This is a genomic window from Methylobacterium sp. J-067 (assembly GCF_022829465.1).
GTDB lineage: Bacteria > Pseudomonadota > Alphaproteobacteria > Rhizobiales > Beijerinckiaceae > Methylobacterium > Methylobacterium litchii.
The window spans coordinates 1-3,722 of record NZ_JAKSXZ010000077.1; the positions used below are offsets into that span (position 1 = coordinate 1).

Annotated in this window: 4 protein-coding genes and 3 pseudogenes; 3 read left to right on the top strand and 4 right to left on the bottom strand. The window is 63.5% G+C overall.

Annotated elements, in window-relative coordinates; genetic code table 11:
- The first annotated feature begins 662 nt into the window (after positions 1-662).
- Entirely contained in the window at positions 663-935 is a 273-nt protein-coding gene (locus tag MKK52_RS07895; protein ID WP_243953260.1) for a PepSY domain-containing protein, read from the top strand.
- A gap of 76 nt (positions 936-1,011) precedes the next feature.
- The gene (locus MKK52_RS07900) at positions 1,012-1,191 is read left to right on the top strand and encodes a hypothetical protein (RefSeq protein ID WP_243953261.1); all 180 of its coding nucleotides are present in this window, start codon (positions 1,012-1,014) and stop codon (positions 1,189-1,191) included.
- Positions 1,192-1,224: 33 nt separating this feature from the next.
- Here the strand turns inward: MKK52_RS07900 and MKK52_RS07905 are convergent, their stop codons facing one another.
- Positions 1,225-1,401 carry a hypothetical protein gene (locus MKK52_RS07905; protein WP_243953262.1) on the bottom strand — a complete coding sequence of 59 codons (177 nt, stop codon included), beginning with the start codon at positions 1,399-1,401 and terminating at the stop codon, positions 1,225-1,227.
- A 196-nt stretch (positions 1,402-1,597) separates the two neighbouring features.
- Here MKK52_RS07905 and MKK52_RS07910 point away from each other — a divergent pair, with 196 nt between their 5' ends.
- Positions 1,598-2,146 (top strand): GNAT family N-acetyltransferase, encoded by a 549-nt coding sequence (locus MKK52_RS07910; RefSeq protein ID WP_243953263.1) that lies wholly within the window; start codon positions 1,598-1,600, stop codon positions 2,144-2,146.
- 221 nt (positions 2,147-2,367) lie between these two features.
- On the opposite strand, the pseudogene MKK52_RS07915 reads toward MKK52_RS07910, so the two are convergent.
- From MKK52_RS07915 to MKK52_RS07925, 3 pseudogenes are all read right to left on the bottom strand, one after another.
- A pseudogene (locus MKK52_RS07915) lies at positions 2,368-2,616 on the bottom strand (phosphatase PAP2 family protein); the annotation flags it as partial.
- A 158-nt stretch (positions 2,617-2,774) separates the two neighbouring features.
- Positions 2,775-3,128: pseudogene (locus MKK52_RS07920) on the bottom strand (integrase core domain-containing protein); the annotation flags it as partial.
- Between the two features lie 283 nt (positions 3,129-3,411).
- Positions 3,412-3,594 (bottom strand): annotated as a pseudogene (locus MKK52_RS07925) (hypothetical protein); the annotation flags it as partial.
- Between the last annotated feature and the right edge of the window lie 128 nt (positions 3,595-3,722).

Sequence of the window (3,722 nt, forward strand, 5' to 3'; positions counted from 1 at the left end):
CGACGGGCGCAAACCGGCACCGCTGCGCCGACGGGAACGGGGGGCGGAGGACACGCTGGCGCCGGGGACGCAAGCGCATTGATGTACCACGACACACTTCGGTCGATGCCGCCCGCCACGTTTTAGACGGCTGCCGTACGACTTTGTTGTCCTAGCGGTCTGGGGTGGAGGGATCTCGTGCCGCGGTCACATCAGGCGGCATAGCAGGCAAGAGCGAATGGCCAAGCGGTCCTGGCCCGCTGGATAGCGACCAGGCGGGCTTAAAGTCGCCTCGCATCGACCGGTGCCCGTGGGAGGACCGGGCTCGGCGGAGGAATGGCAGCTCGGGGTGGTTTTTCGCCGTTCCGCTTTCGGGGGCGAACGCAGTGGAGCAGATATCGCCAACGTGCCCGCCCCGGACCGCCGGCAGACATTTAGGGATGCGAGATGAGAGGCACCCGGCTTGGCCCCGGGTCGAGAAACTCCCGACGACACGAACTCCATCGCAGCCGCGACATCGGCCAGCGATACCAGGGACCAGGATCGGTACGACTCGGGACGTCCTAGGTTGAGATCGGATCCTTGTCATCCAGCCGGACATGCCCGCCCTGGCATCGCGGCCGATGGGGGCAACCGTCATCCGCGCCGTTCGTTGTCGAGCATCCTGGAAACGGAGGCGGCTAATGAAATACCGGATCCTTGCCCCAATCGCCTTGGCCGTGGCCTTGGGGAGCGCCGGCCCTGCCATCGCCAAAAGCGACAAGCCCGGCGCGGACTGGATGCCCGCCGAGCAGGTGAAGCAGAAACTAATGGATGCGGGCTACTCCAGCATCACCGAACTGGAGGCCGACGACGGCCACTGGGAGGGCGAGGGCATGAAGAACGGCGTGAAGATGGAGTTCCACGTCGATCCCAAGACGGGTGCCATCACCAAGGAAAAGCCCGACAAGGATTGATGGGCAAAGCCAGGCGATCCACTTCCGCGGAGGTCGGCGGCGGCAAGAAGGGAAGCGCACGGCGTACCTGGTCTCCGTGCGCCGGAAGTGCGAGGCGGTCCGCGTCTACGCCGTGGTCGCGAATTCGGCCGAGGCCGCGCTTGCGCAGGTGGCCGGACTTACCGTGGACGGCATAGCGACCGAGGTCGTCGGCGCCCTTTTACGGGACCTCACCCGGAGCCTCGGCCTCAAGCCGGGCGAGATGCGGCTCGTCTGAGGCAGGCCGCACACCGGCCCAGCCCCCCGATCCTCAGTACCGGTTCCAGGCTCCTGCCTGCTTCTTTGCCTTCTTCAGCCGCCGCAAGCCGCGGATTGCGCGGACCAAGTGCTTGGCCTGCCGCTTCTCACAGGTCTCGGTGACGGGGCGACCTGCGACCTTGACCATGAAATGCCCATCGGCCGCCTTCTCCTTGGTGACGTAGTGCATGGTTGGGTCTCCTGTCGGTGGGGCTCGGATGTCGAGCGGCCTGTCTCCGGGGTTGTTGCGAGGCGATACGCTGCGAGGGTCGCAATGGGTCACCTGTCGAAGGAGATGAGGGCGTGCCCGTCTCCAGCAATGCCCCTCCCGCCATCGTGATCCGGCCGGGGCCGATCCTCCGGCCCTCATGTGAGATAGTCCGCGAATGACGTGCACGCAGAACGTCGAGCAAGTGTCTCTCATCGTCCGTGACGGGTCGTCGTCCGACGTGGCCGAGGTGCTGCGGATCTACACGCCGTATGTCCTCTACGGACTGGCAACGTTCGAAGAGGAACCGCCGACCATCGAGGAGATGGGCAGGCGACGCGAGACTCTTGTCGCCGCCGGGGTGCCGTATCTGGTCGCGATCCGGAACGAGCAGGTCGTGGGATACGCTTATGCCAGCGCCTACCGACCCCGTCCGGCATACCGCCACACGGTCGAGAATTCGGTCTACGTGACCCATGCCGCGCATCGAAGCGGCGTCGGAACGGCGTTGCTCGACGCGCTGATCACCCGATGCGAAGCCGGCCCATGGCGCCAGATGGTGGCGGTGATCGGAGACAGCGCGAACGAGGGCTCAATCGCCCTGCACCGGACGGCTGGGTTCACTGAGGTCGGCATCCTGCGAGCGGTGGGCTTCAAGCATGGTCGCTGGGTCGATACCGTTCTGATGCAGCGGGCGCTGGGCACGGGCTCTACGCCGGCAGCATGACGACCCACGCTGCCGTTGGATGACCGGTGAACTTCGACCGGGCGAAGCGCCTCCGCATCTGTGATCGAGCCCCGCTGAAGCTTCATAACAACGGCCAGAGGCGCTTCCCTGAGCCGCGATTTCCGCGGCTGCCCGAGCGAGATCCCGTTCGAAGCGAGGGTCGTGGAACAGTGCCCCGCGATGACGGCCGCGGCGATCTTGCCGGCCTCGAGGTCAGTTGGGAAATGGGTGCCGGCAATCATGCGGTTCTCCCCGTAATAGGCGGCGAACGCGAACAGCGCCCGGCGTTTCCCTGGCACGAGGCGCGACAGCACCGTGGCCGCGAGATACCCGAACGTGGCGTGGCCGCTTGGGTAGGACGTGCTGTCGGAGCGATGGCCGAACGTGGCGAGGTCCGGTTTCACCGTGTACCCGGCTCGCTCCCTGTTAATGTAAAAGTTGCTACAAGGCGAACTACCGATTGAATGCATAATTCCATCGTGACCATTAGGCCACGGAGTTTGCTTTCATGTGTGCCGTAGTGCTTCCGCTGTTAACTTGTGGTGTTATTGCTGCTTACGCCTCAACCCTCGACCCCAACAGAGCGGCCCACATGGAAACTGTGGCTGGCGTGCTCGTGGTTGCAGGGCTATGCGTGTTGGGCTTTTGCTTGCCGCTGTATCGCTAGATGTTTGATCCCTGCTTTGTGAAGCCGGTTTGACCTGAAACGCCCGGGCTCGGCAGACCATGTTTTGCAGATGGCCTCGTACGGGGTCAGACCCCGCAGGGTCTTCAGGCAGCGACCGAAGTTGTAGGCGCTGACGAAGTCAGCGAGATGAGCGCTGTGCTGCTTGTGGCTGTCGTAGTGGTAGCGCTTGACTGTCTCGTCCTTGATCGTGCGGTTCATTCGCTCGCCCTGACCGTTGGTCCAGGGGTGGCGCGGCTTGGTCAGGCGATGATCGATATCGTTGCGGACACAGGCGGACTCGAAGCTGTGGGCGCGGGCGGTCTGCCCGCTTCGGGATAAAGGGTCAAAACCCGCTTTCCACCCAAGCCGACATTGTTGGACGGCTGGCCAGTGGCTGCTTTCGGGAAGGGCCGATAGCTGTCCGCACGACCAGGTAGGGTCGGGTGCGGACGGAGCGCCTACGTCGCTCCGAGGCGGATCAGCCAAACCCACCCTGAGACGTCGTTCCAAACCCAACCCATTACAGTCGCTTCAACTGCTTGCAACCTTGTGCAAAGCGACCATTCTTCAGTAATTTAAAATGGGTATCCGACTTCCTTCAACTTGCGATCAAATTGCGGATCCGCGAGGCTAGGGCGTCGACGGCGAACGGCTTGGTCAAGACGGCCATACCTGGTTCCATCTGGCCATTCGTCAGCAAGGCGTTCTCTGCATAGCCCGTGATAAAGAGAACCTTGAGGCCGGGCCGCGAAACCCGCGCCGCATCGGCTGACCCTGACCCAGCAAACTGGTCCAGGCCGAGCGCAAGTTTTTCGGGCATCCTGAAACCTGAAGGAGGGTGGATGCCATGCCTCGCAAACGCTTCACGAACGAGCAGATCGCCTTTGCCCTACGGCAGGCGGAGAACGG